The organism is Burkholderia sp. Ac-20392 (assembly GCF_017104585.1).
Lineage (GTDB): Bacteria > Pseudomonadota > Gammaproteobacteria > Burkholderiales > Burkholderiaceae > Burkholderia > Burkholderia lata.
Map to the genome: position 1 here is coordinate 1 of NZ_JAAGPB010000006.1, position 25803 is coordinate 25803.

Annotated in this window: 23 protein-coding genes; 13 read left to right on the forward strand and 10 right to left on the reverse strand. The window is 67.5% G+C overall.

From position 1 onward, the window contains the following. A partial coding sequence (locus tag G3N99_RS01490; RefSeq protein ID WP_241011404.1) for an alpha/beta hydrolase-fold protein occupies positions 1-778 on the forward strand: 778 nt, incomplete at its 5' end. Between the two features lie 144 nt (positions 779-922). Here the strand turns inward: G3N99_RS01490 and G3N99_RS01495 are convergent. Then, on the reverse strand, positions 923-2137 hold the full coding sequence (locus G3N99_RS01495; protein WP_206121434.1) for an FAD-dependent monooxygenase: 1215 nt from the start codon (positions 2135-2137) through the stop codon (positions 923-925). 166 nt (positions 2138-2303) lie between these two features. On the opposite strand from G3N99_RS01495, the gene G3N99_RS01500 reads away from it, so the two are divergent. Both G3N99_RS01500 and G3N99_RS01505 read left to right on the forward strand, forming a co-directional pair. Then, a complete protein-coding gene (locus tag G3N99_RS01500; RefSeq protein WP_206121435.1) occupies positions 2304-3248 on the forward strand; it encodes a LysR family transcriptional regulator in 945 nt (314 codons plus the stop codon). A 132-nt stretch (positions 3249-3380) separates the two neighbouring features. Beyond that, positions 3381-4139: an SDR family oxidoreductase gene (locus G3N99_RS01505; protein ID WP_174937551.1), complete on the forward strand. Its 759-nt coding sequence runs from the start codon at positions 3381-3383 to the stop codon at positions 4137-4139. An 81-nt stretch (positions 4140-4220) separates the two neighbouring features. On the opposite strand, the gene G3N99_RS01510 is transcribed toward G3N99_RS01505, so the two are convergent. Next, a complete protein-coding gene (locus tag G3N99_RS01510; protein ID WP_174937553.1) occupies positions 4221-5432 on the reverse strand; it encodes an alpha/beta fold hydrolase in 1212 nt (403 codons plus the stop codon). A 326-nt stretch (positions 5433-5758) separates the two neighbouring features. Between G3N99_RS01510 and G3N99_RS01515 the strand changes: the two genes are divergently transcribed. Further along, positions 5759-6421, forward strand: a complete 663-nt coding sequence (locus tag G3N99_RS01515) for an XRE family transcriptional regulator (RefSeq protein WP_206121436.1) — start codon at positions 5759-5761, stop codon at positions 6419-6421. Between the two features lie 14 nt (positions 6422-6435). Here the strand turns inward: G3N99_RS01515 and G3N99_RS01520 are convergent, their stop codons facing one another. Beyond that, positions 6436-6771 (reverse strand): H-NS histone family protein, encoded by a 336-nt coding sequence (locus G3N99_RS01520; protein ID WP_241011405.1) that lies wholly within the window; start codon positions 6769-6771, stop codon positions 6436-6438. A 327-nt stretch (positions 6772-7098) separates the two neighbouring features. Between G3N99_RS01520 and G3N99_RS01525 the strand changes: the two genes are divergently transcribed. Beyond that, positions 7099-7725, forward strand: coding sequence for a TetR/AcrR family transcriptional regulator (locus tag G3N99_RS01525; RefSeq protein WP_206121437.1), 627 nt, complete (start codon positions 7099-7101; stop codon positions 7723-7725). A 149-nt stretch (positions 7726-7874) separates the two neighbouring features. On the opposite strand, the gene G3N99_RS01530 is transcribed toward G3N99_RS01525, so the two are convergent. Continuing rightward, positions 7875-8882, reverse strand: a complete 1008-nt coding sequence (locus G3N99_RS01530) for an AraC family transcriptional regulator (protein WP_206121438.1) — start codon at positions 8880-8882, stop codon at positions 7875-7877. 135 nt (positions 8883-9017) lie between these two features. Between G3N99_RS01530 and G3N99_RS01535 the strand changes: the two genes are divergently transcribed. Then, a complete protein-coding gene (locus G3N99_RS01535) occupies positions 9018-10049 on the forward strand; it encodes a 2Fe-2S iron-sulfur cluster-binding protein (RefSeq protein ID WP_206121439.1) in 1032 nt (343 codons plus the stop codon). A 35-nt stretch (positions 10050-10084) separates the two neighbouring features. After that, positions 10085-11287 (forward strand): alkane 1-monooxygenase, encoded by a 1203-nt coding sequence (locus tag G3N99_RS01540; protein ID WP_206121440.1) that lies wholly within the window; start codon positions 10085-10087, stop codon positions 11285-11287. A gap of 115 nt (positions 11288-11402) precedes the next feature. Here G3N99_RS01540 and G3N99_RS01545 read toward each other — a convergent pair whose 3' ends face one another. Together G3N99_RS01545 and G3N99_RS01550 are read right to left on the reverse strand one after the other, a co-directional pair. Further along, entirely contained in the window at positions 11403-12173 is a 771-nt protein-coding gene (locus tag G3N99_RS01545; protein ID WP_206121441.1) for an SDR family oxidoreductase, read from the reverse strand. Beyond that, on the reverse strand, positions 12170-13828 hold the full coding sequence (locus tag G3N99_RS01550) for an NAD(P)/FAD-dependent oxidoreductase (protein WP_206121442.1): 1659 nt from the start codon (positions 13826-13828) through the stop codon (positions 12170-12172). Before G3N99_RS01550 ends, G3N99_RS01545 begins: the two co-directional genes overlap by 4 nt. Before the next feature lie 245 nt (positions 13829-14073). Between G3N99_RS01550 and G3N99_RS01555 the strand changes: the two genes are divergently transcribed. From G3N99_RS01555 to G3N99_RS01575, 5 genes are all read left to right on the forward strand, one after another. Then, positions 14074-14646, forward strand: a complete 573-nt coding sequence (locus G3N99_RS01555; protein ID WP_174937571.1) for a nuclear transport factor 2 family protein — start codon at positions 14074-14076, stop codon at positions 14644-14646. Between the two features lie 57 nt (positions 14647-14703). After that, positions 14704-15495 (forward strand): SDR family oxidoreductase, encoded by a 792-nt coding sequence (locus G3N99_RS01560; RefSeq protein WP_206121443.1) that lies wholly within the window; start codon positions 14704-14706, stop codon positions 15493-15495. A 166-nt stretch (positions 15496-15661) separates the two neighbouring features. Beyond that, positions 15662-16600 (forward strand): alpha/beta hydrolase, encoded by a 939-nt coding sequence (locus tag G3N99_RS01565; RefSeq protein ID WP_206121444.1) that lies wholly within the window; start codon positions 15662-15664, stop codon positions 16598-16600. Between the two features lie 124 nt (positions 16601-16724). Beyond that, positions 16725-17594, forward strand: a complete 870-nt coding sequence (locus G3N99_RS01570) for an IclR family transcriptional regulator (protein WP_174937578.1) — start codon at positions 16725-16727, stop codon at positions 17592-17594. Positions 17595-17609: 15 nt separating this feature from the next. Continuing rightward, positions 17610-18422, forward strand: coding sequence for an IclR family transcriptional regulator (locus tag G3N99_RS01575; protein ID WP_206121445.1), 813 nt, complete (start codon positions 17610-17612; stop codon positions 18420-18422). Between the two features lie 36 nt (positions 18423-18458). On the opposite strand, the gene G3N99_RS01580 is transcribed toward G3N99_RS01575, so the two are convergent. The 3 genes from G3N99_RS01580 to G3N99_RS01590 form a co-directional block, all read right to left on the reverse strand. Continuing rightward, positions 18459-19370 carry an NAD(P)-dependent oxidoreductase gene (locus G3N99_RS01580; RefSeq protein ID WP_206121446.1) on the reverse strand — a complete coding sequence of 304 codons (912 nt, stop codon included), beginning with the start codon at positions 19368-19370 and terminating at the stop codon, positions 18459-18461. A gap of 65 nt (positions 19371-19435) precedes the next feature. Then, complete coding sequence (locus tag G3N99_RS01585) at positions 19436-20359, reverse strand: alpha/beta hydrolase (RefSeq protein WP_241011406.1); 924 nt, start codon at positions 20357-20359, stop codon at positions 19436-19438. 469 nt (positions 20360-20828) lie between these two features. Further along, on the reverse strand, positions 20829-21722 hold the full coding sequence (locus G3N99_RS01590; RefSeq protein WP_206121448.1) for a LysR family transcriptional regulator: 894 nt from the start codon (positions 21720-21722) through the stop codon (positions 20829-20831). A gap of 111 nt (positions 21723-21833) precedes the next feature. Between G3N99_RS01590 and G3N99_RS01595 the strand changes: the two genes are divergently transcribed. Then, positions 21834-22859, forward strand: coding sequence for an alpha/beta hydrolase (locus tag G3N99_RS01595; RefSeq protein ID WP_277396309.1), 1026 nt, complete (start codon positions 21834-21836; stop codon positions 22857-22859). A gap of 169 nt (positions 22860-23028) precedes the next feature. On the opposite strand, the gene G3N99_RS42335 is transcribed toward G3N99_RS01595, so the two are convergent. Next, on the reverse strand, positions 23029-25698 hold the full coding sequence (locus tag G3N99_RS42335) for a LuxR C-terminal-related transcriptional regulator (RefSeq protein WP_206121450.1): 2670 nt from the start codon (positions 25696-25698) through the stop codon (positions 23029-23031). Positions 25699-25803: the final 105 nt, after the last annotated feature.

Consider the following 25803-nt stretch of genomic DNA (forward strand, 5'->3'; position numbering starts at 1 on the left):
TCCGGGCAGCAGCGTCGTGCTGCGCACGTTCCGGTCGGCGTCGCTGAAGCGCGACTGGTCGTACACGGTCTACCTGCCGCCCGGCTACAACCCGGAAGGCGCGCGCTACCCGGTGATGTACCTGCTGCACGGCAACGCCGGCAACGCGAACGACTGGGTCACGCAGGGCCGGCTGCAGGCCACCGCCGACACGCTGATCGAGCGCCGCGAGATTCCGCCGGTCGTGATCGTGATGCCGCAGGGCGGCACCGACTGGTACGTCGACCGCAAGGAGAAGATGCAGAGCGCGTTCCTCAACGACCTGCTGCCCGAAGTCGAAGCGCACTTCGCGGTGTCGAACCAGCGTGCCGGCCGCGCGATCGGCGGCGTGTCGATGGGCGGCTTCGGCGCGCTGCGCTTCTCGCTGCTCGAACCCGGGCTGTTCTGCGGCGCAATGCTGCTGAGCCCCGCGATCTATGCGAACGAGCCGCCGCTCAATTCCGCCGCGCGCTACGTCGGCGTGTTCGGCGACCGGCAGTTCGACTCGCGCGTGTGGCACGAGCTCAACTACCCGGCGCTGATGCGCGGCTATTTCGCGCGCAGCTGGCGAATCCCGATGTTCATCGCAGCCGGCGACGACGACCTGACCATCCAGGCCGAATCGAGCGTGCTGTACACGCACCTGCGCCGCGCGCAGAACCCGGCCGAGCTGCGCATCGTCGACGGCGGGCATACGTGGGACGTATGGCGCGGGCTGCTCGGGCAGGGGTTGAAGTACGCGCTCGAATGCGTGAAGTGACGGTGGGCGGGCACTGCCCCGCCCATTTTGTTCGTCAAACCGGCCGGTGACCAGCGAGCCGTCATCTCTCGATCAGTCTCATGCCCTGCGCCCGCCATCCCGGCACACCTGTCGCGCCGGGATGACGTGCTCGAGACTGAGCGCTCAAAGCCACGTGCCACCCTGCCGCTCGCTCGGCTCCCCGGCCAGCGCATCGAAATCGTGAATCCAGTCCAGGTGATGCAACACGCTGTCGCGCTCGGCCAGACGCGCATTGCGCCCCTGCGCGGCCGGCCCGTCGGGCAGGTGCAGCACGTCGGCCACGGAGATCGACGCGTACTGCACCTTGCGCGTGCGGCCACGACGCAGCCGCTCGTACGCTTCCTGCGCTTCGCGCCAGTTGCCCGGCCCGGCCTGCACCAGTTGCGCGGCCAGCACCACCGCATCCTCGATCGACTGGTTCGCGCCCTGCCCGTGGTGCGGCACCAGCGCATGCGCGGCGTCGCCGATCAGCGTCACGCGCCCGCGGCTCCAACGGCCGAGCGGCGGCCGATGGAACAGTCCCCAGCGCTGGCTGATCGGCACAGCCGTGATCATCTGCACCACCGCCGGATGCCAGTCCCTGAACACGCGCAGTTGCTCGCCCTCTTCCGACGGCATCACCCAGTCGCGCGACGGCCACGGTGACGGATGACGCTCGACCAGCAGGAAATTCTGGTCGCCGTCGTCGCCGATCGGATAGTGCAGCAGGTGCCCGTGCGGCCCGATCCAGTACTGCAGCGTTTCAGGATCGGGCAACAGGCTCAGCCGCGCGGCCGGCACCACGCCGCGAAACCCCGAACATCCCGAATACAGTGCATCGTCGTAGCCGAGCATCCAGCGCCGCGTGATCGAGCGCGCGCCGTCCGCGCCGATCACGAGATCGGCGTCGACGCGCACACCGTTGTCGAACGACAGCGTGACGCGATCGGGATGCTGCGCGAGATCGGTCAGCCGATGGCCGAGATGGATGGCGTCGAGGCCGACGGCCCTGGACAGCACGGCCTGCAGGTCCGCGCGATGCACGCCCCAGTACGCGCCGCCGAATTGCCGGCGATAGTCGGGATCGCCGCGATGATGGCCGATCACCGCGCCGCTGCGGCCGTCACGATAGACGAGCCCCGGGATGTCCGCGCACACCGCGTCGAAGGCCGCCCGCAATCCCATGCGTTCGTAGAAGCGCGTCGCATTGGCCGACAGCGCGACGGCCGCGCCGACTTCGCGCAACACCTCCGTCTGTTCGTAGAGCTGCGCGTCGATGCCGTGCTCGCGCAGGGCGAGCGCGAGCGTCAGGCCGCCGATCCCGGCGCCGACGATCGCAATCTTCAGGTTCGTCTGCATGATGAAGGTGTCTCCGATATTCCGATGTGGGGTCTGCGGCGTGCGCAGCGGTCATGTCGATTGCATGGGCCGTATCGGTATTCTCGGGAGCGGACTTTCATCCCGCAATAAAATGACCAGAATCTGCTTCATCACTGGCAGCAATGAACCCGGCAAGGCAAAACCCATGGAACTGAGCGATATCGACCTCAACCTGCTGCTGCTGTTCCAGCGGCTGATGCAGGAACGGCGCGTGTCGAGCGTCGCCGAACAGATGAACATGAGCCAGCCGGGCGTGAGCAATGCGCTCGCGAAGCTGCGCCGCCGGCTCGGCGATCCGCTGTTCGTGCGCGGGCCGGGCGGCGTGGTGCCGACACCGTTCGCGCTGCGCCTCGCGGAACCCGTGTCGCACGCGCTCGCGACACTGCACGCCGCGCTGAACCCCGAGACCGGTTTCGATCCGCTGCGCGCCACGCGCACGTTGACGATCGGCATGACCGACATCGGCGAAGTCGTGTTCCTGCCCGCGCTGCTCGAACACCTGTCGCAAGCGGCGCCGGGCATTGCGCTCAATACCGTGCGCGACACGAGCGTCAACCTCGGCGACGAAATGGCCGACGGCCGCGTCGATCTCGCGATCGGCCTGCTGCCGCAGCTCAAGGGCGGCTTCTATCAGCGCCGGCTGTTCGATCAGCGCTACGTGTGCCTGTTCCGGCGCGGGCATCCGCTCGAGGACGCGCCGCTGACGGTCGACACGTGGCGCGATGCCGAGCATCTGGTCGTGGTGTCGGCCGGCACCGGTCACGGGCAGGTGGACGAATGGCTGAAGCGCCGCCGCGTGGCGCGCCAGGTGCGGCTCACGGTGCCGCATTTCATGAGCGTGGGCTACATCCTGCAGCGCACCGACCTGATCGCGACGGTGCCCGAGCATCTCGCGCAGCAGCTCGCCGCACCGTTCTCGCTGGGCTGGCGCGCGTTGCCCGTCACGGTGCCGGGCGCGCCGATTCACATGCTCTGGCATACGCGGGTCAACCAGGACGAGGGGAACAAGTGGCTGCGCGACGTGGTGGTCGATCTGTTCGCGGAAACGGGCACGCGGGCGCGGAAGGCCGTACCGGGCCGGAAGAAATAGCCACGGCCATCGCGCCGGCTTTACGATGTCGCTCGAACATGCGCGCCGCGCATTTCAATTACATTGCCGAAGTGGCGATGATCGCGGTCATCGGCCACCTCGCCCCTCTTTCAACCAGCAGGAAATCAAGCCATGTCTGTCTCGAAGAAATTCGCAGCCGTCACGGGCGCCGGCTCCGGCATCGGTCGTGCAGCGGCCATCGCGCTCGCTGAGGCCGGTTTCACCGTCGCGCTGCTCGGACGCACCGAGGAATCGTTGCGCGACACGCAGGATGCGATCCGCACCGCCGGCGGCGACGCGCACGTGTTTCCTGCAGACGTCACCGACGAAGCATCGGTCGACCACGCGTTCGCCCAAATCGCGCAGCAGTTCGGCCGGCTCGACGTGCTGTTCAACAATGCCGGCCGCAACGCGCCGCCGGTTTCGCTCGACGAATACGAATTCGACGTGTGGAACAGCGTCGTCGCGACGAACCTGACCGGCGTGTTCCTGTGTGCGCGGGCCGCGTGGCGCCTGATGAAAACGCAAACGCCGCAGGGCGGCCGGATCATCAACAACGGCTCGATCTCGGCACATGCGCCGCGCCCCGACACGATCGCGTACACGGCCACCAAGCATGCGGTGACCGGGATCACCAAATCGCTGGCGCTCGACGGCCGCCGGTACAACATCGCATGCAGCCAGATCGACATCGGCAACGCGGCAACGTCGCTCACGGACCGGATGACGCAAGGCGTCCCGCAGGCCGACGGCAGCCTCGCACCCGAGGCGCGCATGGACGTCACGCATGTCGCGAACGCGATCGTCCAGATGGCGAACCTGCCGCTGGACACGAACATCCTGAACATGACGATCATGGCGACGGCCATGCCGTTCGTCGGTCGCGGATAAGCGCGCGCCGCACGGGAGACGTCACCTGCGCCATCACGGCGAACGATGTCTCCCGAAGATCGATGCGCGCCCGCGCTCAACTCACGCCAATGCCGGCCTACGCTGCCGCACCGCACGCTGGTCGACGCCCAGCCGCGCCGCCAGCCAGTCGCAGATGAATTCCTGGCCGAGCGTCGGATTGTCGACCTGGCAGTGCGCGGCGCCCGTTTCATCCGGATCGAACAACCTGAGCGTCGCGTCGACGCCATGCGCCTTCGCGTAGTCGTAGGTATCGGTCGCCGTCTTCAGCCCGAGCCAGTCTTCCGTGCCCTGCAGCACCAGGTACGGCACCGGAATCCGGTCGATCACGCCCTGGAGGCGGAAATCCCGCGCCTTGTCGACGACTTCCTGCGGCGTCGCGCAGCCGAACACCCATTTCAGGTGGCGCCAGATGAGCCGCTCCGGCGTATCGAGCCAGCTCGCGAACAGCGACGCCATGTCGAACATCACCGAATCCGACACCACCGCGACGATGCGCTTTTCGAACGACGCCGCGCGCGCCGCGTAGACGCCGCCGACGCTCGCGCCGTACAGCGCGATCCGGCCGGGATCGACGTCACGGCGCGTGAGCAGGTAGTCGACGCACGCACCGACCGGCACTTCGGTATCCGGGCGGTTGACGATCCCCTGCCGGCGCAGCGTCCCGCCCTGCCCCGGCAGGTCGACCAGCAGCAGCGACATGCCGCGCGTGAGCGCGTGCTTGGGCATCTCGTGGAGCAGCTCGTCCTTGTACTCGTCGAGGCCGCCGAACGCGATCACCGCCGGCGACCGCACGTCGCCGCCCGCGCACGGGATGAAATACGCGTCGAGGTGCGCGCCGCCCTCGTACGGGATGCGCACGACCTCGCCGGCCGGCGTCAACCCTTCGAGATAACGATGCGAGCAGCGTTCGACGCTGTCGAAGCTGTCGCGCCGGCGCGCATCGTCATGCGCGAGGTAGAACTCGGACGACCGGTAGTAGTTGGCCGCGCGCAACCAGTTGCTGCTCGCGGTACGCAGGAAGCCGCGCTCGTACGCGTCGAGCGCACGCTGCTCGCTGGCTTTCGCAAGCACCTGCCATTCGCGGTACCAGCTCTCGGTATCGCCGGGCGTCATCCGCGACGCCGCGCGAAAGCACTCGCTGATCAGGCTCGCGCCTTCCTGCGCGCCGCCGAGCGTGCGCGCGAACTGGAAACTCAACTCCGGCTCGCCGGGCCATTGCACCCAGCCTTCCGCGCGATACGCGCCGTTCATCCGATCGTCTTGCAGACTCATGGTCATTCTCTCCGAAATTACCGATACGTAAATTTCTGGCCGTGGACGCGCGCGGCATCCCTTGCATCCTTCGTCTACGGGGCACCGCGTGCCGACGGCCGGGACGAGATGCGTCGTACCCTGCCCTTGAATTTACATATCCGTAAATTCAAGGGCCGAAAAAACGAGGCATCGTGGATGCCCCGTTCTCGTCGTGTCGACGCCCGGGAAGTGTACGCCTCGATATCCGTCGACGACAAGCGCCATGCAATCCATCGCCCGGCTTCGCACCGATGCGGTATATTTTCATTACGTATCGGTAAAAACATTCTCCCCGGCGGACGATCATGAGCAAGAAAACCCGCGTCACGTCGATTCTTTCGGCGCTGCCGCTCAAGCCGCGGCGCCGCGAGCATCTTCAGGTGCCCGCCGACCAGATCGGACAGCGGCTGCGCGCGCTGCGCCAGTCGCGCGACCTCACGCTGAACGAGGCCAGCCAGCTCACGGGCGTGCCCGCGGCAACGTTCTCGCGCATCGAGACGAACAAGATGTCGCCGACCTTCGGCGTGCTGCACCGGATCATCGAAGGCATGGGCTTCGACTGGCGCGACGTGCTGACCAACCAGCCGCGTCATCGCAACGCGCTGAGCGTGTGCCACGCGGAAGACATCGTCACGACGCGCATCGCGAACATCCCGTACGAATATGCGCTGCTGCATCGCGACAGCTCGGCCGGGATGATCACGCTGCGCATGCAGGTCGACGCGCGCACGGTGGACGAAGCCGGCGGGCTCGCCGGCCACGAGGGCGACGAGTTCTGCTACGTGCTGTCGGGCGAGCTGGAGCTGCACTTCGAGCACGGCGAGCCGACGCGGTTGCACGCCGGTGAAAGCGCGCTGTTCTCGTCGCATCGACCGCATGCGTACGTGGCGCCGTCGCCCGAAGGCGCGACGCTGCTCGTGGTGCTCACGCCGCCCGGCCAGGGACCGGCGAAGCCGCTGTCGCCGTAGCCCGGCGCACGCGGTCAGCGGGTCCTGGTTTTCTTGCCGGTGGACGGCGGCTTGACGACGACGAACTGACGACGATCCTTGCCCCGGATCCAGAGCGGCGCATTGCCGCGCCCGCTCCACTCCTTCCCGCTCGCCGGATCGCGATAGCGCGCCGGCAGCACCTTCACGACGTACGAACCTCGACTGCCGTTGCGGCCGACCAGGTCGCGATGCTTGATCGCGTAGGTATCCATCAGCGAGTGAACCGCCTCGATCGCATCGACGCGTTCGCGCGCGCGTGCGCGCTCGATTTCCTCGTCCAGTTCGGCCAGCTCGACTACGAGCTGTGCATAGGTCTTGCTCGCGCTCATCTTCTGCATCCTGCCCCGCGTCCGCATGCGAACCGGCATGATTCGCATGACTAACTGACTGTTTCACGACGCCCGGTGACGACGGCATTCGCTGGATCGGCAAGCGGCTCGCGTCGGCGCATCGAAGCACGCGACACGAGGGCAACGACACGCCACCACGCACCGGCACACAGTGCGCGCCCCCGCGTCGCCCGATCGTCCGCCCCGGGGATCCCCGTTGCGAACGTTCAGCAACACAATCGCGCCCTGCATTTCAAATATCGAGTGATATTTGAAATGGGATCGTAATGGTATCTATCTTAAATATCAACTGATATCCTGCCTGCCATGAACATGGCCCCCCTTCCCCCGCGGCTGACCCGCGAAGCAAGCCAATTGCAGACCCGCGCCCATTTGCTTGCCGCGGCGAAGCGGCTGTTCGTCGACCGCGGGTTCGGCGGCACGTCGCTCAGGGATATCGCGGCCGAGGCCGGCTATACGCAGGGAGCGTTCTATTCGAACTTCGCGAGCAAGGAGGCGCTGTTCGTCGAACTGATGCGGGAGCGTTCGACGACGCAGGTGGCCGACATCGCCCGGGCGCTGAGCGACCCGTCCGCGTCCGGGGAGGACATACTGAATGCGCTGGAGGTCTGGTCGCGGACCGTCGATGCCGAGCCCGAGTGGTCGGTGCTGGGTGTCGAGTTCAAGCTTCTGGGGCGGCGCAACCCCGCTTTTGCCGTCGCGTCGCAGGCGTTGCTGGACGCCCACCGCGATGGCCTCGCCCATTGCATCGAACAGATTTTCGCGCGGCTGAAGAAGGTGCCGCCCGAACCGCCGTCCGTCCTGGCCATTTCGTTCATGGGGCTCTCGCAGGGCCTGTCGCTGCAGCAGTCGATCCTGTCCGAAGTGCCGATCGGGCACATGATCATGGTGTTCCTGCGCGGCCTGCTGGCCGCGGCCGCGCCGGTGCGGTGACCTTCGACGTCGCCCTTTCGCGTTGACGATGCTCCGGCACGAGCGCACGCACGACGATCCGGCGTACGGGTGGTTGCGCCGGCAAGTCATCGAGCTTGCACAGGCCATCGCGCCCCGGCCTGCGCGCCGAAGCAGCCGCCAAGCCACCGCTACATCGACTGACGATATTCCGACGGCGACATGCCCTCCCAGCGCCTGAACGCGCGCCGGAAATTGCCGAGGCTGTCATAGCCGAGCAGAAACGCGATTTCCTGCAGGCTGAGCTTGCCCGCCTTCACGCTCTCGATCGCGAGCTTGTGGCGCACGCTTTCCAGTATCTCGCGGTACGACGTGCCTTCGTCGGCCAGCCGCCGATGCATCGTGCGCGGCGTGACGTTCAGCAATTGCGCGGTCGAACGCTGCGTCGGGAAATCGCCGACCTTGTCGAACATCAACCGGCGGATCCTGGATGAAAAAGCCTGCTGCCGGTTCTGGTTCGCGAGTTCGTCCTGGCAGATGCGCACCGCCTCCGTCAACGCGTGCGGGTTGCTGGTGCCGAGCGGCCGGTCGAGTTCCGCCACCGGAAACGCCATGCCTGCCCAGTCGACGCCGTAACGCACGTCGCAACCGAACAGTTCGCCCGCCAGCGCCGCATGGCCGGGCACGTCGAACGGGAACGCCACGAACGATGTGCGGCTCGTGCCGCGCGTGATGTAGTCGAGCAGATTCTTGATCGTCAGCACGATCGCCTCCATCACCGGCTGCCGGATGTCGCCCAGCGGATGACGTTCGACGAACGCGAGCCGCGCATGTTCGCCCACGATCTCGAGCTTCGCGGAAACGAGCGACGTGCGCACCTGCACGAACCGCTCGATCAGTTCCAGCGCCTGCCGCGCCGTCACGCTGTTGGCGACCGCGTAGCCCAGTATCCCGTGACTGCCGACGCGCAGGCGTTCACCGACCAGCAGCCCGAATGCCGGCTCGCCGGTTGCGTCGAGCGCATCGCCGACCAGCCGCTTGAACGCGTCGAACGAAAAATCCCGGATCGTCAGCTCGCCGTTCGGCCCCGGATGCTGCAGTTGCACGAACCAGTCGGGCGGACGCCCGCCCATGCGGACCAGTTGATCGGCGATCTGGATCGCGTACTGCGGTTGAAGAAAAAAGTCCGTCTCGGACATGTCGGGTTTCCCGGGTGAGCGACGGACATCAATTGACAATAAATGCGCCATCGATGTCAATTCGCGCACTCCCGTAACGCCGGCCGGCTCCCTACGATGAAGCCACATCAATCGCTATGGCCGCATGGGGAGAACATGTTCCGATTCCTGACAAAAACCAAGACTGTGAAGGCCGTCATCAACGATCGCGCCATCACGGTCGAACCGGCGGAAACGCTGTTGCAGGCAGCGCTGCGCCACGGCATCGACTTCCCGCACAGCTGCCGCGTCGGTGGCTGCGCGACCTGCAAGTGCAAGCTCGTCGACGGGCGCGTGAAGGAGCTGACGCAGACCGGCTACATCCTGTCCGACAACGATCTCGACCAGGGTTTCATCCTCGCGTGCCAGAGCATCCCGCAAACGGACGTGACGATCGCCGTCGACACGAGCCGGCAGGCCGCGCGACGAAAGATCGACGGCCGCGTGATCGGCCAGGACCGGCTGACCCACGACATCGTCCGCCTGTGCGTGCAACTCGACGAATCGCTGCCGTACAAGGCCGGCCAGTACGCGCAGCTGTCGATCGCGTCGCTGCCCGGCGAGGCGCGCCATTACTCGTTCGCGACCCGCGTGCGGCCGAATGCGCAAGTGAATTTCCTCGTCCGCAAGGTGCCCGGCGGCGTGTTCTCGGGCCACGTTCATGCGCACGATCTCGTCGGCCGAACCGTGAGCGTCGAAGGCCCGCTCGGCGATTTCTGGATGCGCCCGGCCGAGACGCCGCTGATCCTGATCGCAGGCGGCAGCGGGCTCGCGCCGATTCTCGCGATGCTCGAAGACGGCGTCGCGGCACGCACGACGCGCGCGGTCACGCTGCTGTTCGGCGCACGCGCGCAGCACGACCTGTATGCGCTCGACACGATTCACGACCTCTCCGCCCGCTGGGCGGGCCGCTTCGATTTTCAACCGATCCTGTCCGACGAGCCGGCCGATTCGTCGTGGCGCGGCTCGCGCGGGATGGTGACCGACGCCATCGCGGCCGACCTGCCGGCGCAGACGCACGCGTACCTGTGCGGGCCGCCCCGCATGATCGACGCGGCGACCGACGTCCTGGTCGCGCGCGGCCTCTCCCGCTCGCGGATTCACGCGGACCGCTTCACCACGCAGCACGACATGCAGGCAATCGCCTGACTTTCCCATATCGGCATGGAGGAGGAGACACCGAGATGTTCCATTACCTGAAATACTTTCTGTTCCACGTGATCGGCATCGCGTCGATCGTCGCGTTCGTCGCGGGCGGCCCGTGGATCACCGTCTGTTTCGTCACACTCGTCGCGTTCTACATCGTCGGCGACGCGATCTGCGGTGACGATACGTCGACGCCGACCCTGCGCCATCCCGGCATCCTGACGGTTCAACTGTGGATGGCCCTGCCACTGCTGGCGCTGATCGTCTTCGCGTCGGTCTGGTCGGTCAGCGCGTCCGACCCGCTCGGCTTCGGCGCGCTGATCGAACGCGCGACCGGATACGATGCGCTGGCGGCGCGCGCGGCGGACGGCTGGGGCCATCGCGTGTCCGGCATGCTGTTGACCGGACTGATGATCGGCATGATCGGCACCATTCCCGCGCACGAGCTGACGCATCGCACGTGGGACCCGATCTCGATGTTCATCGGCCGCTGGCTGCTGGCGTTCAGCTTCGATACGATTTTCTCGATCGAGCACGTGTACGGGCATCACCGCTATGTATCCACGACGGAAGATCCCGCCACGGCGCCGCGCGGCCGCAACGTGTATTTTCATGTGCTCGCATCGACGGTCAAAGGCAACATCAGCGCGTGGAAAATCGAAGGCAAGCGCCTGAAGCGCGCCGGGCACGGGCTGCTCACGCCGTTCAACGCGGTCATTCGCGGCCACCTGATGAGCGTGCTGCTGATCGCCTGCGCCTGGAGCGCCGGCGGCTGGCGGACGGCCGCGTACTTCACGCTTTGCGCGCTGTGGGGCAAGGCGCTGCTTGAAATCGTCAACTACATGGAGCACTACGGCATCGTTCGCGATCCGGCGACGCCGGTCCAGCCGCGTCATTCGTGGAATACGAACCGGCGCATCAGCTCGTGGTCGATGTTCAACCTGACGCGCCATTCGCATCATCATGCGCAGGGCGAAGTGCCCTATCACGCGCTCGAACCGTTTCGCGATGCGCCGATGATGATCGGCGGCTATCTGACGACCATCGTCGTCGCGATGATTCCGCCGCTCTGGCACCGGCTGATGACGCCCAAGGTGCTCGCATGGGATCGCGTGCATGCCAGCGAGCGGGAAAGGCGTCTTGCAGCCGACGCGAACGCGCGCAGCGGCATCGCCGGGTTCGAGGCCGCGACGGGGTTACAGTCGCTCCGTGTATCGGGCGCGGACGGGCACGGGCGCTGAGCCGTCGATCCCGCGCCGGCGCCACGGGAATCGCCCGCGTTCCGGCTCACGAACGCGGCGATTTCCGCGCCCCTTCCTGTCGTGCGATCGAGCGCCCTCGGGGCGCTCTCCGTCATCACGAGATCGAGAATCCGCCGTCGATCGGGAAGATCTGCCCGGTGGTCGTGCGCGATTCGTCGGAGGCCAGGTACAGCGCCGTCAGCGCGACCTCCTTCGGGTCGATCAGGCCCAGCAGCTGGCGCTCGCCGGTCTTGTTGATCACGTCGGGCTGCGACTGGAGCAGCCCGGCCACGCGGGCCGTGACCGTCACGGCCGGCGCCACCGCGTTCACGCGAATGCGATGCGGCGCGTACTCGACCGCCATCGAGCGCGTGATCGCCGAGATGCCGCCCTTCGCAGCCGTGTACGCGTCCTTGCCGCGCGTGCCGACCAGCGCGAACACCGAGCTGCTGTTGATGACCGAACCGCCGCCGGTCTTCAGCATCGCCGCGATCCCGTACTTGCACGTGATCCACGTGCCGAACAGGTCGAGCTTGATCGCCCGCCAGAACTCGTCCGCCGGACAATCCGTCACCTGCGCGTCGACCGACGTCGAGCCGCCCGCGTTGTTGTACAGCACGTCGATCCGCCCGGCGAATTCAAGCGCGGTCGCGATCGCGTCGCGCACGCTGTCCTCGCTCGTGACGTCGGTTCGCACGAACGTCGCGGTGCCGCCCGCCGCGCGAATCGCGTCGACCGTCGCCTGCCCGGTCTGCGGGTCGAATTCGGCCACGACGACCGTCGCTCCCTCGCTGGCGAACAGCTCGGCCGCCGCACGGCCGATCCCCGCCCCTGCGCCCGTGATGAACGCGACCTTGCCGGCCACGCGCCCGTTGATGTTGCTCATGCTGCATCTCCAATCGTTTCGTTCTGCGATTCGGTTTCGCGATCGTCGGCCTGCGTCAGCACGAAGCCCGCATAGCCGGCGGCCGCGACGTCGTCGCACTTCTTGCGGTAGTTGCCGTGTCCGCCCAGATACGGCAGGAACACCTGCGGCTTGCCCGGCACGTTCGCGCCGACGTACCAGGAGTTCGCCTTCAGATAGAGGGTCTTCGCAACGACGTCCTGCACGTGCTGCATCCAGTCCTCTTCCGCCTGCTGGCCGGCGTCGATCCGGTCGACGCCCGCGTCGCGCAGGTCGCTCATGCAGCGCGCGATCCAGTCGATGTGCTGCTCGATGCTCATCGACATGTTCGCGAGCGGCCCCGGGCTGCCCGGCCCCGTCACGGTGAACAGGTTCGGGAAACCGCTCGTCATCAGGCCGAGATAGGTCTTCGCGCCGCTCGCCCACTTGTCGGTCAGCGGGCGGCCGTTCACGCCGCGCACGTCGATATGCGTGAGTGCGCCCGTCAGCGCGTCGTAGCCGGTCGCATAGATCAGCACGTCGAGTTCGTGCAGCCCTTCGCTCGTCATGATCCCTTCGGGCACGACGCGATCGATCGGCGTCTGCTTCAAGTCGACCAGCGTCACGTCGTCGCGGTTGTACACGCTGTAGTACGTGTCGCCGAGGCACGGGCGTTTCGTGCCGAACGGGAAGCCGCGTGGCATCAGCTTCTCCGCCACCGCCGGGTCCTTCACCGTCTCGCGGATCTTGCCGCGAATGAACTCGGCCACCGTATCGTTCGCGGCCTCGTTCGACAGGATGTCGCCGTAGCACATGCGAAAACCGAGCAGCTGGCTGTTTTCCCACGCATTCTCGTATTTCTTTTGGCGCTCCTCCGGCGTTGCGTCGAGCGCCGATTCCACCGGGAACGGCACCGCGATGCCGAAGCGCGTGAGACGGCTCACCGCACGCCGCTCCGGATACGTCGCCCGCACGCGGGCCCGCATCTCGGGCGTGAGCGGATGATTCTTCGCCGGCACCACGTACACGGCCGTGCGCTGGAACACCGTCAGGTGCTTGCACTTGCCGGCAAGCGCCTGGATCACCTGGATGCCCGACGAACCCGTGCCGATCACGCCGACGCGCTTGTTGCCGAAGTCGACTTCATGATGCGGCCAGCGGCCCGTGTGATGGCTTTCGCCGGCGAACGTGTCGATCCCCGGGATTTCAGGCGGCTTCGGCACCGACAGCACGCCCGTGGCCGGTACGAAGAAACGCGCATGCGTGACCTTGCCGTCCGACGTCGTCACGCGCCAGATATTCCGCTGCTCGTCGAACACCGCGGATTCGACCCGCGTATTGAAGCGGACGTGCCGGCGCAGATCGAAGCGGTCCGCGACGTGGTTCAGGTAGCGCATCAGTTCCGAGGACGTCGGATAGCGCTCCGGCCAGTCCCATTCGTCCTGCAGCTCCGGGGAAAACGAATACGAGTAGTCCCAGCATTCGAGATCCACGCGCGCACCCGGGTAGCGATTCCAGTACCAGGTGCCGCCGACGCCGTCGCCCGATTCGAATGCCTGGATCCGGAAACCCGCGTCGGTGAGCCGCTTGATCGCATACAGGCCGCCGAAGCCGGCACCGACGACGACGGCATCGAGCACGTCGAGAGGTTGGTTCATGTTGGGTGTCTCCTTTGAAATGATTGCGCATCGCAGGAGCCCATTGAAAGACCGCACGCCGGCTTGCATCAACGGCGACGGTGCGGCCTTACCGTACATTGAAATCGGCCGGCGCCGGCCGCCGGCCGCGCGCTGCGGCAAACCCGATCAAATTTCAAAGTACGGCAAACCGGCGCGATGCGCGTTGACGCGATACGGACCGGCTCTTCATCGTTGATGCCATCAAACACAAGGAGACTCATGCCGTGTCCGACGCCATGCAACGACTGATCGACAAGGACCTGATCCGCGACGTGATGCTGCGTTACGCACGCGGCGTCGACCGTCGCGACTGGGCGCTCGTGCGCGCCGCCTTCTTCGAGGACGGCGAAGACGACCACGCGGATTTCAAGGGCACGCGTGATGCGTTCATCGCGTGGGTGCGCGAGCGGCACGATGCGCCCGGCCTGCTGACCTCCACCCACTTTCTCGGCAACTGCCTCGTGGAACTCGCATCCGACCGCGTCGCCGCGGTCGAGACGTATTTCTTCGCGCGGCTGGAAATCGCGCCGCAAGCCAGCGAACACCGCTCGATGCTCGACGCGAAACACGCCGGCAGCACGCACAACAGCCGGGTCGAGGTTTTCGGCCGCTACGTCGACCGCTTCGAGAAACGTGACGGCGAATGGCGGATCGCACGGCGGCGCACCGTCTTCGACGCCATCCAGTCGCACCTCGTCGATCCGGCCGACAACGTGCTCAACCCGGCCTGGACGCTTGGCCGTCGCGGTCCGGACGATCCAGTGTTCGCCGTACGTGCGGAAGCCGGCCTGGACTGACACGTCGCAGCGCGCGGCAGCGTGGCCGCGGCACATACAACATCAAAGGAGACAGACATGGAATTGCGCAAAAACGTGCTCGTGGTGGGCGGCGCCGGCGGCATCGGCGCGGCCTGCTGTGCGGCGCTCTCGGCGACGTGGAACCCGATCGTGGTCGACCGCGACGCGCAGGCCGCCGAACGCGTGGCGGCCGAAACGGGCGGCCGCGCGTACGGGCTCGACGTCGGTGAGGTCGACGGCATCGAGCCGTGCATCGACACCATCGAACGCGACTGCGGCGACATCGACGCGCTCGTGTTCGCGGCCGGCGTGATCCCGCCCGCGCAAGGCCCGCTGCAGGCCGACCTGCCGGTCTGGGACCACATCCTGGACATCAACGCGCGCGGCGCCTATGCGGTCTGCCGTGCGGTCGGACTGCGCATGGCGTCGCGTGGGCGCGGCAGCATCGTGATGCTGTCGTCGCTCGCCGGGATGGTCCCGACGCCCCATCTCGCCTACGGCCCGTCGAAGGCCGCGATGATCAATCTCGCGGGTTCGCTTGCCGTCTATCTCGGCCGGCAGGGCGTGCGCGTGAACGCCGTGTCGCCGGGGCCCGTCCGCACGCCCGTGATCGAGGCCAGCTACGCACGCGGCGAACGCGATCCCGCCGTGATGGCGCGGCAAACCGCGCTCGGCCGCGTCATCACGCCCGGCGAACTGGCCGGACCGATCGCGTTCCTGTTGTCCGACGCGGCCTCCGCGATCACCGGCACCAACCTCGTCGTCGATGCCGGCGCCACCGCCACCTTCGGCTGGAACCTGTTCGGCGGCGTGGACGCCGTGCTCGGCGCACTGCAGCCGCCGCAGTAGGCCGGATCGCCCGCGTCGCGCCGGCAGCGCGGCGCGGCACGACTCGGCGCGACGCACATCGGCGAAATCGCCCACCTGATATCACCCCATCACGGAGACACCCCATGGACCGCTCGACCGCCTCGCCCGGCGCCCCGCTTCGCCTGGCCGCCCGCAGGTCGCCATCATGAGTCTCGACGCCGCCACCCAGGCGTTCATGGACAAGCTCGCCGCAACGCCATCGAAGCCGCGTCACCTGATGACGCCGGACGAAGCGCGCACGGCGTTTGCCCGCATCGGCACGATCCTGTCGCCCGGCGCCGACGTGCACGCCACCACCGCGATCGACATCCCGGTCGACGGCGGCACGCTCCGCGCGCGGCTGTTCGTGCCGGACGGGCGCCCGCAGGCGTTGCTCGTCTACTTCCACGGCGGCGGCTGGGTCGTCGGCGGAATCGACGCGTTCACGCCGCTGTGCCGGGAAATCGCCGCCGGCGCGGGTGTTGCTGTTGCGCTCGTCGAATACCGGAAGGCGCCGGAGCATCCATTCCCGGGGCCGGTGCACGACGCCTGGCAGGCTGCGCAGTGGCTCGCTTCGCAACGGGTCGCGCTGCTCGGCGCCGAACTGCCGGTATTCGTCGGAGGAGACAGCGCGGGCGCCAACCTCGCGATCGCGGCGACGCTGCTCGCCCGCCGCGAGGGAACGATGTCGTTCGCCGGCCAGTTGCTCGTCTATCCGGTGACCGATTGCGCGTTCGACCGGCCTTCGTACGTCGCCGCCGAGAACCAGCTGCTGACCACGCGCGACGCGATGATGTGGTACTGGAATCACTATGCGCCAGGCGACGCAGCCCGACATTCGAGCCTCGCGTCGCCGCTGCGGGAAACCGACCTGTCCGGCCTGCCGGAAGCGATCGTCGTGACCGCCGAGCACGACGTGTTGCGCGACGAAGGAGAGGCATATGCGCAGCGCCTCGAACAGGCCGGCGTGCCGGTTCATCATCGCCGTGCGCCGGGGCAGATGCACGGCTTTCTGATGATGATTGGCGTGCTGCCCGGCAGCCGCGACGGCCTCGAATTCGTGTGCGAGCGGCTCCGCGACCTCGTCGCGCGATCGGCGCGCTGACGCGCCGGGCCCGCCTCCGGGCTCGCCCCAGCGTCACGATCGGCGCGATGGTAGTACGATTCGACCAGCAACGCGCAACGGGCCCGCACGCGGCCCGCGATCGAACGAACCGACGGAGACACTCATGCAACCCGGCAGATCCATGCCGACGCACGTCGATGCGAGGTCCGGCAACGGCCCGCACGGCGTCGACACCGCGTGGCCGAAGCCACCGCGCGGCGAACGCGCGCCGAGCAGCACGATGGTGACGCCCCTCGCGCGCGGGCTGTCGATCCTGTCGGTGTTCGGCCCGGAACATGCGTGGCTCGGCAACCTGGAAATCGCGCACGCCACCGGCATTCCGGCGCCGACCGTGCTGCGGTTGCTGCGCTCGCTCGTCGCGCTCGGCTACCTGCATCACGACAAAGCGAGCCGCAAGTATTCGCTGGCCGCCGCCTCGCTGGCGCTCGGCTACGCGGCCGTTTCCGATCCCGACCTGCAGCGGGTCGCCGGCATCGAGATGCGCAAGTTCGCCGAGGCGACCGATACCTGCGTGCTGCTCGGCACGCGCGACCGGTCCGACATCCTGATCCTCGACGTCCAGATCGGCAGCCGCGTCGTGCTCAACCTGCAGTTGCAGCCCGGCATGCGCATGCATATCGCGTATTCGCTGATGGGCTGGTCGCTGCTTGCCGTGCTGCCGGAGTCGGAGCGCAGCTATCTGCTGAGCGAACTCGAACGGCGGCCCGACGACAACTGGCCGACCATCGGGCGCCGGATGCACGAAAAAATCGCGCAGGTGCGCGAACTCGGCTTCGGCATGCTGCACGGCGAATGGGAAGAGGAACTCGCGTGCGTCGCGGCGCCGCTGGTGCTGCCCGATCGCCCGCCGCTGGTGCTCGGCTGCGTCGGCCGCACCGCGCGCCTCGCGCAGGCGCGGATCGAGCGGGAACTCGGGCCGCGACTCGTCGCGATTGCGCAGACGCTGCGCAATCGCGTGCCGCGCCAGGGCTGAGGGCGCGGGAGCACGATGACGAATCCGTCGAATCATGCCGAAACCGCGACGCCCGAACCCGCGCAGGTCACACTCACGCTCGACCGCGGCCTTCAGCTGCTGCGCGCGTTTCATGCCGAACGCGCGCCGCTGACCAACGGCGAACTCGCGCAGCGCACCGGGATGTCCCGGTCGGCGGTGTCCCGCCTCACGTCGACGCTGATTCAGCTCGGCTATATCCGCCGTGTCGCGGGCGGCACGCGCTTCGAACTGGCGACGGGCGTCTTCGGCATCGGCCATGCGTACCTCGAAACCAATCCCGTCACGCGGCTCGCGCAGCCGCTGATGCAGCAACTCGCCGACCGGCTCGATGTGTCCGTCGCACTCGCGACGGCCGATGGCCTCGACATGCTGTACATCGCGCATCGCACGAGTTCCGGCATCGCGACGCTGCGGCTCGGCGTCGGCTCGTTGCTGCCGATGGGCCTGACGGCGATCGGGCGCGCGTGGCTATGGGGGTTGCCCGACCCTCTGCGGCAGGAATATGTCGCGCGGCTGCTGGAGGCCGCCGGAGCGCAGCGCGATGCGATACGCACCGGCATCGACCACGCGTTCGGGGATTTGCGCGAGAACGGCGTGTGCATGTCGTACGGTGAATTCCAGCGCAACGCGTACGGCATCGCGTTGCCGGTCAGCGTCGGCGATACGGCCACGCCGATGTCGCTGAGCTGCGGCGCGATCAAGGCCCGTGCCGACATCGACGCCATCAGGCAGCGCATCGTGCCGGCGCTCAAGCAGGCCGCGCTCGATCTCGAACACGAGCTGCGCGACGTTCGCTACGAACCGTGATCGCGCCCGCGGCGCACCGGTGCGGTTCGAAACGCGTCACCCGGGCGCGCGCCCGCCGCGCACCTGCGTGCCGCCCTGCTCCGCGACGAACGTCAGGATCGACGTGAAATCGTCCCTGCCGCGCCCTGCTTCATAGGCCGCGTGCCAGACGTCGCGCGCCCGTTCGATCGTCGGCGCCGCGATGTCCAGCAAACGCGCCGCGTCGAATCCGAGCGACATGTCCTTGTCGATGATCGCGACCGCCGCACCGTAGTCGAATCGCCCCGCCACGGCCCGGCTCAGCATCTTCGAACACGCGAAGCTCTGCGCCGTTCCGGCGTCGAGCAACCGCATCATCATGTCGGGATCGAGACCGGCCTTCGCGCCCATTGCCAGCCCCTCCGAGCACACGACGAGATTGGTCGCCATGATGATGTTGTTCACGATCTTCATGACCTGCGCCATGCCGGCACGCTCGCCCATCACGAACACGTCCTTGCCGATCAGCGACAGCAGCGGCGACACCTGCTCGACGAGCGCCGGTGCGCCGGCCGCGAGCATCGCGAGCGTACCGGCGCGTGCGGCCGGCGCGCCGCCGGAGATCGGCGCATCGACGATACCGATTCCCTTCTGCGCGAGCGCGTCGCCGATCCGCTCGATCAGGTCCTGACCGATCGTCGACATCTCCACGTAGATACGGATCGCCGATCCGTGCACGACGCCGTCCGGCCCCAGGCCGACCGCCAGCGACACGTCCCGGTTCGGCAGGCACGCGAACACGATGCCGGCCGCATCGGCGACCGCGCGCGGCGAATCGTGGACGACGGCGCCGCCTTCGATGAACGGCGCGAGCGCCGCCGGCGACGGATCGTACACATGCAGGCGAAACGCGTGGCCGAGCAAGCGCTCGGCCATCGGGCCGCCCATCTGACCGAGGCCGAGAAATCCGATAGATCGTTCTGTTTCCATTCGCACTCCGAATCCGTTTGTCCAACAAGTCATGACGCGACCGCGCCACGACGCTTTATCGTTCGTCAGCGCGCCATCACGTCGCGGATCCACGCCGCCACGCGCAGCAACCCTTCCTGAGCAGCCGCACAGGCCGGCCCCATCCGGAAGAAGCCGTGAATCATGTCGTCGTAACGCCAGAACGTGACCGGCACGCCGGCATCGAACAGGCGATTGGCATAGGCTTCGCCTTCGTCGCGCAGCGGGTCGAACCCGGCCGTGATCACCAGCGCACGCGGCAGGCCCGCCAGCGATTTCGCGCGCAGCGGGCACGCATGCGGATCCAGCGCCTGCCGTTCGTTCGCGACGTAGTCGTTCCAGAACCGGATCATCGCCGCGCGCGTCAGCGAATAGCCGGACTGGTTCTCGATGTACGAACGGGTCGGCGGCGTGTGATAGTCGGTCACCGGATACACGAGCACCTGCGCGCGCAACGGCGGGCCGCCCTCGTCGCGGATCCTCAGCGCGGTCACCGCGGCCAGGTTGCCACCGGCGCTATCGCCGGCCACGACGATGCGCGACGGGTCGAACGACAGCGTGTCGGCTTGTTGCGCGATCCGGCACACGGCATCGAAGCAATCGTCGACGGCGGCCGGAAACGGGTGTTCCGGCGCCAGCCGATAGTCGACGGCAATCACGGCGGCCCCGCTTTCCGCGCAGAGATCGCGACACACGTGATCGTGCGTGTCGAGATTGCCGATCACGAAGCCGCCGCCATGAAAGAACACGGTGACGCCATTGCTGTGCGCAACCTTCGGCCGGTACAGGCGCGCCGCGAGCACGCGCCCTTCGAGCGCCAGGTCGAAATCGACGACCTCGCCGACGACGGTGCGCCGCTCCAGCGGCGGGTACGCGAGGCTGTTCCTGAGCGCGTCGACGGACAGACTCTCCATCGGCGGCGCGGCTTCGAGGGTCTTCAGAATCGCGGCAATTTGCGGATCGAGCGGCATCGGCATTACTCGTCGGCGGGTCGGGAAGCGTCGCGATGCAATCCGGCGCGATCGTCGGCGTGCACATCGAAATCGACACGACGATTCGGCCGTGCGCGGGGGGAACGGGGCATCACTTGTCTCCGTATTGGCGATGGTTTCGCTGCGTGCGTCCGCCCGGACGCCGATGGGAATCGGCACGATCGGGGGCGCGTCATCAGTTCACGTGCAGCGTGCGGCCATGCCGTCGAGCGGTCAATTCCGGAGCGCGGCGGTTTCCGTACAACGGAATCGGCTATCGCGGCCGATTCGCTTCCGGCCCGCGGAACGTTCAGACAAGAGACGGTGCGCCGGTTCCGGACGCGCCGCTACAGTACCGGCACGCGCCCGGACGCCATGCCGACCAATCGGGCCGGATCGCGATCGAACCACGCCGGCCACTCGATGACCGGCGCAGGGCCCGCCCGCGCCGCCGGCACGGCGACGGGGCCTATCCGCGGTAGCGCAGCGCGTCGACCACCAGCGAAAACGCGGGGGACGCATGACGGCGGCTCGGGTAGTAGAGGTAGTACGGCTCGTAGGTCTTGCGCCAGCCCGACAGCGCTTCGACCAGTTGCCCCGACGCCAGCTGATCGGCGACGAACGCATGCGGCAGGTGCGCCAGGCCAAGCCCGCTCAGCGCGGCATCGCGCGCCGACCCGATGCTGTTGCCGACCAGCTGGCCGTCGACCTTCACGCGCTGCTCCTTGCCCGCTTTCGCGAACACCCACGGGAAATACTCGCCGTGCGTCGGCAGGCGAAGGTTGATGCAGAGATGGTCGGTCAGGTCGCGCGGGAGTTTCGGCGCCGGCCGGTTGGCGAAATACGCCGGCGCCCCGACGACCGACATCGGATGTGGCGGGCTGATCTGCACGGCGATCATGTCCTTGGCCACGAGCCCGCCGCGCCGCACGCCCGCGTCGTAGCGGCCGCTGACGATGTCGGTCAGCCCGTAGTCGATATTGAGTTCGACGCGGATGTCGGGGTACGCGGGCAGGAGCCGCGTCACGGCCGGCTGCAGGACATGCTGCACCGCATATTCGTCGGCATTGAGGCGGATCGTCCCGGCAGGCTTGTCGCGCAGGTGGGTGATTTCGTCGAGGCCCGAATCGATCTCGCCCATCGCCGGGCCGATCAGCTCCAGCAACCGGCTGCCTGCCGCGGTCAGCGAAACGCTGCGCGTGGTGCGCGCGAACAGTTGCAGGCCGAGCCGCGTCTCGAGCGCGCGGATGACCTGGCTGAGCGCCGACTGCGAGATGCCCAGGCGCGCGGCCGCGCGCGTGAAGCTGCCTTCTTCGGCGACCAGCAGGAAGGCCGTCAGGTCCTTGAGGTTGCTGCCGTTCATTCAGAAGCTCCACTAATAACTGCATCAAGATTTTTCTGGATTATCACCGAGCCTGTCAAGGTCTAAAGTGTTCCTTACCGCGAGCACCAACGGTACGCCCTCCCAGGCAGCATGCCGGCGTTCGGCTCGCTCACCGGGAAACGTGTCCCGATCCACTCATCGCGCAGGGCCCGACCGGCCACGCGCACACGACAGGACCTCATCATGAAATCCGTGACCTTCAAGAACCGCACGTGGGACGTGGCCGCCGACCTTCGCTTCCCGAAGGACTTCGACGAAACGAAGACCTACCCGGCGATCGTCTGCGCGCACCCGATCAGCAGCTGCAAGGAGCAGACCTCGGGCCGCATCTACGGCGAACAGCTCGCCGAGCAGGGTTTCATCACGCTGGCCTTCGACGCATCGACCCAGGGCGCGAGCGGCGGCGAGCCGCGCTTCAGCGAAGATCCGACGCTGCGCGTGGAAGACTTCCGCTGCGCGGTGGACTACCTGGTCACGCTCCCCTTCGTGGACGAGAAGCGCATCGGCGTGCTGGGCGTGTGCGGCGGCGGCGGTTATGCGGTCAATGCCGCAATGACCGAGCGCCGTTTCAAGGCGGTGGCCACGGTGGTCGCAGCCAACTACGGCCGCATCATGCGTGAAGGCGACCTGACGCCGGATTCGGCGCTGAAAGCGCTGGACGCGATCGCCAGCCAGCGTACGGCGGAAGCACGCGGCGCCGAACCGCTGCTGACCACCTACATCCCGACCTCCAGGGCGGCGCTCGAGCAGGCCGGCCTGACCAACGTGGACATCGTCGAGGCGGTCGAGTACTACACGACGCCGCGCGGCCAGCAGCCGGGTTCGCCCAACCAGCTGCGTTTCTCGAGCCTCGCGCCGGCAGTCGGCTGGGATGCGTTCCACCTGGCCGAGCACCTGCTGACGCAGCCGCTGCATATCGTCATCGGCGGCGGCGAGCCGGGCGCGTTCGGTTCGTACCGCGACGGCTTCGACCTGTACAACCGCGCGCGGTCGAGCGAGAAGACGCTGCAGATCGTGCCCGGCGCCACTCACTACGACCTGTACGACCAGCCCGCGCCGACCGGCCAGGCGCTGGAGCAACTGGTGCCGTTCTTCAAGAAGCATCTGGGGGCGTAACGCGACGCGTCGGTTACCCGCCGCGACGCGGGCTGCCTGCCGGCGCAACATGCCGCTGGTCGGCCCAAGCCGGCCTCTTCCGCCGCACCCTCTCGTGCCGCGATAGCCCGAGCTGACGTACCGAAGAGGACGGCCACGCAACCCGCGCGGCCGTCCTCTTCGCATTGCATCACCGCAAGTCGAGTTGCGCCTTGAGAATCGCCTGCGCGCGATTCTTGACGTCCAGCTTCAGGTACACGTTCTTCAGATGAAACTTCACGGTGTTTTCGGAAAGGAACAGCTTCTCCGAAATCTCGCGATTCGATGCGCCGCTGCACAGCAGCCGCAGGATTTCCTGTTCGCGCTGCGACAAAGCGCCGTACCACGCCGCCGTATGGACACGTTGTTCCGATGCCTGCGCCGTATGCGGCATCTCCGCGTCGGGCGCCTGATCGAGCAACGCGATCAGTTCGGCGCCTTCGTCGAGCAGCGCGCGCCGGCAGCCACCGGCGCTCGCCGTTTCGCGTACGCCCTGCAGCGTTCGCAGCGCGAGCCGCGTATGCCCCTGCCGATGCTGCACCAGCGCCTGCAGCACGTGCAGCTTGACCGACAGCAGCGGCCGGGCCGGCGTGATCGCCAGCGCGGCTTTCAGCAACTCGCCGGCCCGGTCGAGTTGCTGCCGGAACAGCGCGAGCCGGATCCGGCCCAGCAGCCGTCCGCTCAGCATCTCGGTGATCGGAATCCACACGGGGTCCGACGGCGACGCGTCGTCCGTCACGTGCGGCAGCAGCGCATCGACCCGCGCCGCATCGCCGCTGCGCCCGGCAAAGTAAAGCCGCTCCCACGCGATCATCTCGCGCACGCCCGACCACTGGCTCTGAAAGCTCAGGCGCTCGAGCGTGTCGAGCGTGTCGCGTGCCTGGATCAGCCGCCCGCGGGCCGCGTGGATGCGCGCGATCGAAACCATCGACAGCGCGATGAATTCCGGCACCGCCGCCAGCGCGATCTCGTCCTCGAACTGGGTCGCGAGCCGTTCCCCGATATCGAGCGCATCGGCTTCATAGCACGCCCAGATCCGCGATGCCGCAAGCGCCACCGCCGCCATGCCGCGATTCACGTAGGGCCACGGCCGGGTGCCCGACGTCGCGCGCGGCGCTTCGGTCGCGAGCCTCGGCTGCCCGCTGGTGACCTGCAGGATGCAGCGCAGCGCGAGCGTGTAGCCCTGGCTGAACGCGGCCTGCGCATGATCGTTGTGGCTGTTCGCCAGCACGAGCATGTGGTGGATGTCTTCCTCGTTCCACGTCGCCATCGCGCTGAACGTCAGCAGGTTGGCTGCGGCGCCCAGTTCGAACGCCTCGAAGATGTCGCGCGCCGGCTGATGCAGCACCGGGATGTTCGCGAGACGCGCGGCGCCGCGCAGGTCGTTGTTGAACATCGTCGCCATCGCCAGCACGACGTCCGGATTGTGCGCGGCGCCGTCATGTTCGCGAGCGCGCGTCTCGTCGAGATACGACAGCAGCGGATGCGTCGGGCTTCCGCGACGCAGGAACACGAGCGCCCACGCCACCTTGATCGCGAGACTGCGGTTGCCGAGCACCTCGTTCAACGGCAGCCGGTCGAACCAGTACGCCACCGTGGCCAGTTCCGCGCCCGCGATCAGCCGCGACGCCCATTCGTCGAGCGTGCGCACCGCAAGCGCGTACTCGCGCGCCTCGACCGCGTGATACATCGCCTCCTCGGGCACGCCATGGCGCACGTACCAGTGCGCCGCGCGCCGGTGCACGTCGAGCACGCCATCGGGATCGTCCTGGCCGAGACGGTCGGACAGGAAGCGCGCAAACAGGCTGTGATACCTGTACCAGCCCGGATTGCCGTCGAGCGCCTCGAGAAACAGGCCGTCCTGCTCCAGTCGCTGCAGCACCGCGTCTGCGTGATGCGCGCCGGTCACCTCCGCGCACAGCGATCCGTTCAGGCGCCGCAGCAACGAGGTTTTCAGCAGGAACACCTGCGCGTCCGGCGGCTGCAGCGACAGCGTGTTTTCCGACAGGTAGCGCACCAGCTCCAGCGGCCCGCAATCGCGCATCTCGTCGACCGTGTGCCACGGATTGCCGCGCGCAAGCGCAAGCTTGAACAGTTGCAACCCGGCCGGCCAGCCTTCGGTGCGCGCCTGCACGAACGACGCGATCTCCGCGTCGAGCGCCTCGTCGTCCGACGCGGTCATGAATTCGACCGACTCCGCCGGCGAGAAACGCAGGTCCTCCATCCGCAGCACCAGCGCCTCCTCGGCGACCAGCAGCGTGCTCACGCCGATGTCCGGCAAATTGCGCGACCCGATATAGATCCGGCAGCGGCCCGGCAGCGCACGCAACAGGTCGCGCAGGAACCGCAGGATCGCGGGATCGCGGATCCACTGGAGATCGTCGATGCACAAGCCGATCGGCCCGGGAATCTGCCCGAATCGATCGAGCACCCAGTCGATCATGTTGTCGGTCGTCGCCGGCGACTGCTCGGGCGCGGGGCCGCCCGCGTCCGCCACCATCTGCGTGACCAGCGCGATGAAGTACGTTTCGAAGCGGCGCGGATCGTTGTCGTTCTCGTCGAGCGTCAGCCAGCCGATCGTCCAGCGCTTCGCGGTGCCGATCTCCATGATCTGCCGAAGCAGCGTGGATTTGCCGCTGCCGAGCGGCGCATGCAGGATCACGACGTGCGGCACGCCGAGCCGCGTCACGCGTTCGAGCAACGCGTGCCGCACGATCGCGCCGCGTCGCGCGGCAGGGGGCGAAAACTTGTGCTCGCGCAGGTCCACGCCGTCATGACGCACGCTGCGCTGGATCGCATTTCGGGAAACGGTCACGATCATCCGGGTGAAGGGTCGGGTCGTTCATCCTGCCGCATTCACGCGGCAGCTTCAAGCCGTGGCATCGCCATCCAGTGCCGCACGCGTGTCAGGCAGCGGCGGCGTCCA

What these genes read in the sequence shown, in the direction of transcription:
- G3N99_RS01525 (WP_206121437.1), top strand. Translation starts at nt 7,099, where the DNA reads ATGAACATGGCCCCCCTTCCCCCGCGGCTGACCCGCGAAGCAAGCCAA.
- G3N99_RS01505 (WP_174937551.1), top strand. Translation starts at nt 3,381, where the DNA reads ATGTCTGTCTCGAAGAAATTCGCAGCCGTCACGGGCGCCGGCTCCGGC.
- G3N99_RS01530 (WP_206121438.1), bottom strand. Translation starts at nt 8,882, where the DNA reads ATGTCCGAGACGGACTTTTTTCTTCAACCGCAGTACGCGATCCAGATC.
- G3N99_RS01565 (WP_206121444.1), top strand. Translation starts at nt 15,662, where the DNA reads ATGAGTCTCGACGCCGCCACCCAGGCGTTCATGGACAAGCTCGCCGCA.
- G3N99_RS01510 (WP_174937553.1), bottom strand. Translation starts at nt 5,432, where the DNA reads ATGAGTCTGCAAGACGATCGGATGAACGGCGCGTATCGCGCGGAAGGC.
- G3N99_RS01560 (WP_206121443.1), top strand. Translation starts at nt 14,704, where the DNA reads ATGGAATTGCGCAAAAACGTGCTCGTGGTGGGCGGCGCCGGCGGCATC.
- G3N99_RS01575 (WP_206121445.1), top strand. Translation starts at nt 17,610, where the DNA reads ATGACGAATCCGTCGAATCATGCCGAAACCGCGACGCCCGAACCCGCG.
- G3N99_RS01590 (WP_206121448.1), bottom strand. Translation starts at nt 21,722, where the DNA reads ATGAACGGCAGCAACCTCAAGGACCTGACGGCCTTCCTGCTGGTCGCC.
- G3N99_RS01585 (WP_241011406.1), bottom strand. Translation starts at nt 20,359, where the DNA reads ATGCCGCTCGATCCGCAAATTGCCGCGATTCTGAAGACCCTCGAAGCC.
- G3N99_RS42335 (WP_206121450.1), bottom strand. Translation starts at nt 25,698, where the DNA reads ATGATCGTGACCGTTTCCCGAAATGCGATCCAGCGCAGCGTGCGTCAT.
- G3N99_RS01515 (WP_206121436.1), top strand. Translation starts at nt 5,759, where the DNA reads ATGAGCAAGAAAACCCGCGTCACGTCGATTCTTTCGGCGCTGCCGCTC.
- G3N99_RS01520 (WP_241011405.1), bottom strand. Translation starts at nt 6,771, where the DNA reads ATGAGCGCGAGCAAGACCTATGCACAGCTCGTAGTCGAGCTGGCCGAA.
- G3N99_RS01595 (WP_277396309.1), top strand. Translation starts at nt 21,834, where the DNA reads ATGCCGGCGTTCGGCTCGCTCACCGGGAAACGTGTCCCGATCCACTCA.
- G3N99_RS01495 (WP_206121434.1), bottom strand. Translation starts at nt 2,137, where the DNA reads ATGCAGACGAACCTGAAGATTGCGATCGTCGGCGCCGGGATCGGCGGC.
- G3N99_RS01550 (WP_206121442.1), bottom strand. Translation starts at nt 13,828, where the DNA reads ATGAACCAACCTCTCGACGTGCTCGATGCCGTCGTCGTCGGTGCCGGC.
- G3N99_RS01570 (WP_174937578.1), top strand. Translation starts at nt 16,725, where the DNA reads ATGCAACCCGGCAGATCCATGCCGACGCACGTCGATGCGAGGTCCGGC.
- G3N99_RS01500 (WP_206121435.1), top strand. Translation starts at nt 2,304, where the DNA reads ATGGAACTGAGCGATATCGACCTCAACCTGCTGCTGCTGTTCCAGCGG.
- G3N99_RS01580 (WP_206121446.1), bottom strand. Translation starts at nt 19,370, where the DNA reads ATGGAAACAGAACGATCTATCGGATTTCTCGGCCTCGGTCAGATGGGC.
- G3N99_RS01535 (WP_206121439.1), top strand. Translation starts at nt 9,018, where the DNA reads ATGTTCCGATTCCTGACAAAAACCAAGACTGTGAAGGCCGTCATCAAC.
- G3N99_RS01540 (WP_206121440.1), top strand. Translation starts at nt 10,085, where the DNA reads ATGTTCCATTACCTGAAATACTTTCTGTTCCACGTGATCGGCATCGCG.
- G3N99_RS01545 (WP_206121441.1), bottom strand. Translation starts at nt 12,173, where the DNA reads ATGAGCAACATCAACGGGCGCGTGGCCGGCAAGGTCGCGTTCATCACG.